This window comes from Thermodesulfobacteriota bacterium, from assembly GCA_040758155.1.
In the GTDB taxonomy this organism is placed as follows: Bacteria; Desulfobacterota; Deferrimicrobia; order Deferrimicrobiales; family Deferrimicrobiaceae; genus UBA2219.
In genome coordinates, this window is sequence record JBFLWB010000095.1 from 1 (window position 1) to 4,957 (window position 4,957).

The 4,957-nt window shown below is 66.0% G+C and carries 5 protein-coding genes; all 5 read right to left on the reverse strand.

Features of this window, described 5'->3' with window-relative positions; translation table 11 throughout:
• Window positions 1-808, reverse strand: an 808-nt coding sequence (locus AB1346_05620; GenBank protein ID MEW6719907.1) for a HAMP domain-containing protein, incomplete at its 3' end; no start/stop codon positions are given.
• Between the two features lie 29 nt (window positions 809-837).
• Window positions 838-1,314: a chemotaxis protein CheW gene (locus tag AB1346_05625; GenBank protein MEW6719908.1), complete on the reverse strand. Its 477-nt coding sequence runs from the start codon at window positions 1,312-1,314 to the stop codon at window positions 838-840.
• A gap of 76 nt (window positions 1,315-1,390) precedes the next feature.
• Complete coding sequence (locus tag AB1346_05630; GenBank protein MEW6719909.1) at window positions 1,391-2,452, reverse strand: chemotaxis response regulator protein-glutamate methylesterase; 1,062 nt, start codon at window positions 2,450-2,452, stop codon at window positions 1,391-1,393.
• A 2-nt stretch (window positions 2,453-2,454) separates the two neighbouring features.
• Window positions 2,455-3,657, reverse strand: a complete 1,203-nt coding sequence (locus tag AB1346_05635; GenBank protein MEW6719910.1) for a protein phosphatase CheZ — start codon at window positions 3,655-3,657, stop codon at window positions 2,455-2,457.
• 10 nt (window positions 3,658-3,667) lie between these two features.
• A partial coding sequence (locus AB1346_05640) for a chemotaxis protein CheA (GenBank protein MEW6719911.1) occupies window positions 3,668-4,957 on the reverse strand: 1,290 nt, incomplete at its 5' end.

Below are 4,957 nucleotides of genomic sequence, written 5' to 3' on the forward strand. Positions count from 1 at the left end.
CCTCCTCCGAGCTGCTCGCCAGCGTGTTCGTCATCCCCTTGATCTCGCCGGCGATCCTGCGCAGGTCCTCCATCATCTTGTTGAACCCCTGCGCCATCTGCCCCACCTCGTCGGTAGTCAGCACCGGAACGTCCTGGCTCAAATCCCCCTCCGACGCCTTCCCCGTCACCTCGCTCACCACGACCACCGACCGGGTGACCTTCCGGATCGTGAGCGCCGCGAACACCCACGCCAGCGCCACCCCGATCAGAGCCACCGCAAGGAACATCGCCTGCGTCGCCTTCGCCGAGGAAGCGTCGCGCTCGAAATTCCCGTTCTGGGCCTTGAGCGTCGCATCGCCCATCTCCTCGAGCGTCACGAAGAGGTTCCGATCGATCCCCTGGAACTCGGTGTCGACCGAGACGGCGTCCTTGCCGGTAAGGACCGCGGCGATCAGCTCGTTCCCCTGTTTTTCGTATTGGTTGAGCTCCTCCAGAGCCATAACGGCGATTTCCTTCTCGTCCGTCGTCCGGGCGTGCCGTTCCATGGCCTGGATGGATGTCTTCAGCTTCCCGATCTGCGCCTTGAATTCGTCCGTATACTCCTGTTCCATCCGGGTCATGTAGTTCTTGGTGGCCACGACGGCCTTCCCCAGCGCCACCTGCGCGTCCATGGCGGCGGAATACCGCGCGGCGTCCACCCGGACGAGCGACTCGTACGCCCCGAGGATGGACCGGATCCCGTAGATTGCGATCCCCGAAATCACCAGCATGACCACCGAGATGATCCCGATCATCCCGTACATCTTCTTCGACAGAGTCATCTTCATCCCCATCCCCCGCACGGGATCTTGCGGCCTCAGACGGCCGCGACGGCCTTTTGCGTCTGCGCCTTCTCCCCGGCCCCCAGGAGCTTCTCGATGTCCAGGAGAATAAGGAGCCGGTCCTTCAGCTTCCCGACGCCGCGGATGTACTCGGAGCTCACTCCGGCCGCCATGGCGGGGGGAGGCTCGACGATGTCGGACGAGATCCGCAGCACCTCGGAGACCGAGTCCACGATCATCCCCGCGGACGTGCCGATGTCCACGACGACGATCTTCGTGCGGGCGTCCGGCTCCCGCGGCGGGAGGTCGAACTTCTTCCTCAGGTTGATGACGGGGATGACCTTCCCGCGCAGGTTGATGACGCCCTCGATGGAGGGCGGCGCGTTCGGGACTTCCGTGATGTCCATCATCCGGTCGATCTCATGGACCTTCAGGATGTCGACGCCGTACTCCTCGTCCCCCAGCCGGAAGGTGACCAGCTGCTGGATCCCGCCCTCGCCGTTCGTTCCCATATCTCTCCTCCGTTCGGACCGCTGGATGGCTTCTTCGGTTGCTTATCGGTGGACCCTGGAATCTCTTTAATCGGGATCACACGGCGTTGACGATCTCCCCGGCCACCTCGCACAGGGGAACCACCCTGTCGACGGCCCGGGCGTCGACGGACGCGCGCGGCATCCCGTACACGACGCAGGTCTCCTCGTTCTGGGCGATGGTCCGCCCGCCGGACGCCTTGATCGCCAGCATCCCCTTCTCTCCGTCGTTGCCCATGCCGGTGAGGATCACGCCGAGCGCCCGTCCCGGGAAGATCTCGGCCACGGAAAGCAGCATGACGTCCGCCGAGGGCCGGTAGATGAGGTCCGGCCGGTTCTCGTCGACGGTCACGTAGCATTCCCCGACGCGCCCCCTGCGGACGCTCAAGTGCCCCCTGCCGGGAGCCACGAGGACGACGCCGGGCTTCAGGACCTCCCCTTCCTCCGCCTCCTTCACCCGCACCCGGCTCAGCTCGTTCAACCGCTCCGCAAAAGCGGCCGTGAACGCCGGAGGCATGTGCTGGACGACGACCACCGGCACGGGGAATTCCTTCGGGAGCTTCGGGATGACTTCCTGGAGCGCCTTGGGTCCGCCGGTCGAAGTCCCGATCGCCACGACGGCGATCCGCCGCTCCTTCCGGTACTCCTGCCGCCCTTCCGCCGGAGGGGGCGGAACCGCCGGCGGCTGGATCGCGCGCGCCGTACGGATCGTCTGGCGCGCCCGCTTTCGGCCGATCTGCTTGACCTTCTCGAGGAGCGCCTCCCGGACCTGGAGGATGTTCAGCGACAGGTCGGCCAGGTTCTTCGAGAGGAAGTCGACGGCGCCGATATCGAGCGCCTCGAGGGTCGCCTTGGCCCCCTCCACCGTGAGCGAGCTGACCATGATCACGGGGAGCGGCTGCGTCGCCATGATCCGGCGGAGCGCCTCGATCCCGTCCATCCGCGGCATCTCGATGTCCATCGTCACCAGGTCGGGCTTGAGCTGGGCGATCTTCTCCAGCGCCTCGACCCCGTCCCGGGCGGTCCCGGCGACCTCGATCTCGGGGTCGGCGGACAGCATCTTGCCCAGGGCGTTCCGCATGAACGCCGAGTCGTCCACGATGAGGACGCGGATCGGCATGATCAGAACCCGAACTCCTTCAGCAGATCGTCCACGCCGGCCTGGGAGACCTTCTCCCGGACCTCCTCGCTCTCCCGGTTCTCCACGTCGATCTTCAGCCCGAACGCCGCGATCATCCCGACGAGCTCCTTCTCGATATCCGCCACGAGCCGGATGACCTTCTGGATCGTCTGCCCGGTGAGGTCCTGGAACGACTGGGTCGTGATGATCTCCGTCAGGTCGTCCTCGTACCGGTTCTTGAAGTCCTTCAGGTAATTCACGGCGTCTTCCGGCCCCTGGAGCTTCCGGATGTTCGCCGCCAGGTCGTCCATCTGCAGGAGGTGCCGCTCGACGATCCCCATCGTCTTGTTGGCCGCCTCCTCGGTCTTCTGGACGCAGTACTGGAGACGGTCCACCGCGCTGGGCATCTCATTGGCGACGAGCGTCGAGATCTTCGGGTCGATGGCCTCCTTGAAGCTCTTCAGGGAGTCGTGCAGCCGCCTGGTAACCTTGCCGACCTCCTTGAACAGCCCTTCCTCCGGCGACTTGACGAGCTGCTCGAGGGCGGCGTCCGCGGCCCCGAGGTCCTTCGCCGCGATCGCCTCCATGAACGCGGCGAGCTGCTCGAGCGCCCTGCTGTTCGGGTCCTTCGAGTCGATCCGCTTCGCCAGGAACTCCTTGGCGTCCCGGAGCTCGTGGACCTCCACGTCCCCGCCGATCGTCTGCATCTTCCGGACCACCTCGACCTTGCCCGCGTCGGAGGTCTCCCGCACCTCGATCTCACCCTCGTCGAAGAGGGACTCACCGTTCGGAAGGAGCTTTTTCGGGTCGAGGACGACGACGAGACGGCCGTTGCACTTGGCAACCCCGACGAACTGGTCGCCGGCGCCGTTCATGATCTTCTCCGGCGGGTCGATGGCGGACTCGTCGATTCCGATGACGCCCGTGATGCCGTCGACCAGGATCCCGTAGGCGGACCTCCCGTTGATGAGGACGATGACCCGGTCCCCCTCGCCGCCCTCGGCCTGCGGGCCCCCGTTGATCTTCACGACCTTCCGGGTGCTGACGATCGGGACCACGCTTCCCCGGAGGTTGGCGACCCCCTCGATGTAGTCCGGGGTCCGGGGCATGCGCGTCAGCTCCGGCACGTTGATGATCTCGCGGACGCTCAGGATCGGGACGGAGTACTCCTCCCCTCCGAGCTTGAACCCGATGTGCTGCGCCATGGCTCCTCCTTTATGTCCTGTTCGATCCCGTCAGGCTTCTGGAGATGCTTGCCAGGTCCAGGATGAGGACCACCTTGCCCTCCCCGGTGATGGTGGACCCCAGCGTGTGGGACGCCTCCGTCGCGACCCCTTCGAGCGGCTTGATGACCACTTCCTCCTCGCCGAGCAGCTTGTCGACGGAGAGGCAGAAGCGGGAATCGCCGACGGCGACCACGACGGCGTACCGGGCCGCGCCTTCCGGCGGGCTTCCCTTCCCGAGCAGCTCCGACAGCTCGAAGAACGGGAGGACCTTCTCCCGGAGCACGAACACCCGGCGCCCGCCGGCCAGAGCGATCTCCTCCGGCGACACCCGGACGATCTCCTCGATGAGCGACAGCGGAACGGCGTACTGGACGCCCGCCGCGCGGACCATGAGCGCCTGGATGATCGCCAGCGTCAGGGGGATGTTGACCCGGAAGGTCGTCCCTTCGTCCCTGCGCGTCTTGACCTCCACGAAACCGCTCAGCTTCGAGATGCTCGTCTTGACGACGTCCATCCCCACGCCGCGCCCGGAAAGCTCCGTGGCCACGTCCATCGTGGAGAAGCCGGCCTGGAAGATCAGCCCGATGGCCGCCTCCTCCGTCATCCGCTCCGCTTCTTCGACCGTCAGGATCCCCCGTTCGATCGCCTTCCGCTTGACGCGGTCGAGGTCGATCCCCTTCCCGTCGTCGGAGATCTCGATGACGATCTGGTTTCCCTTCTGGGACGCGGCGATCGAAATGGTGCCCCGCTCCGGCTTCCCCTTGGCCCTGCGGACATCGGGCGGCTCGAGCCCGTGGTCGATGGCGTTGCGGATGATGTGGACCATGGGGTCCCCGATGTGCTCGATGACCGACCGGTCGACCTCCGTCTCCTCACCGGTGATCTTCAGGTCCACTTCCTTCCCGATGGCGGAGGCAAGGTCCCGCACGACCCGCGGAAACTTGCCGAAGACCTTCTGGAGCGCCTGCATGCGCATCTTCATGACCGAGAGCTGCAGGTCGGAGGTGACGAGGTCGAGGAACGACACGGTCTCCATGACGTTCGACACGGCGGGGTCGTCGGCGTACTGCGCGCTGATGGTGTTGATGAGGTTCAGCAGGCGGTTCCTCGCGAGCACCACCTCGCCCGTGAGGTCCATCACCTTGTCGATCCGCCCGATGTCCACCCGCAGGTTCGAGACCTCGTCCTTCTTCTTTTCCGCGTCCTTCTTCTCCGGTCCGCCGCGGTCCGCATCCTGCGCGGCGGGGGCCGGCGCGGCGGCGCGGGCCGGGACCGGCGC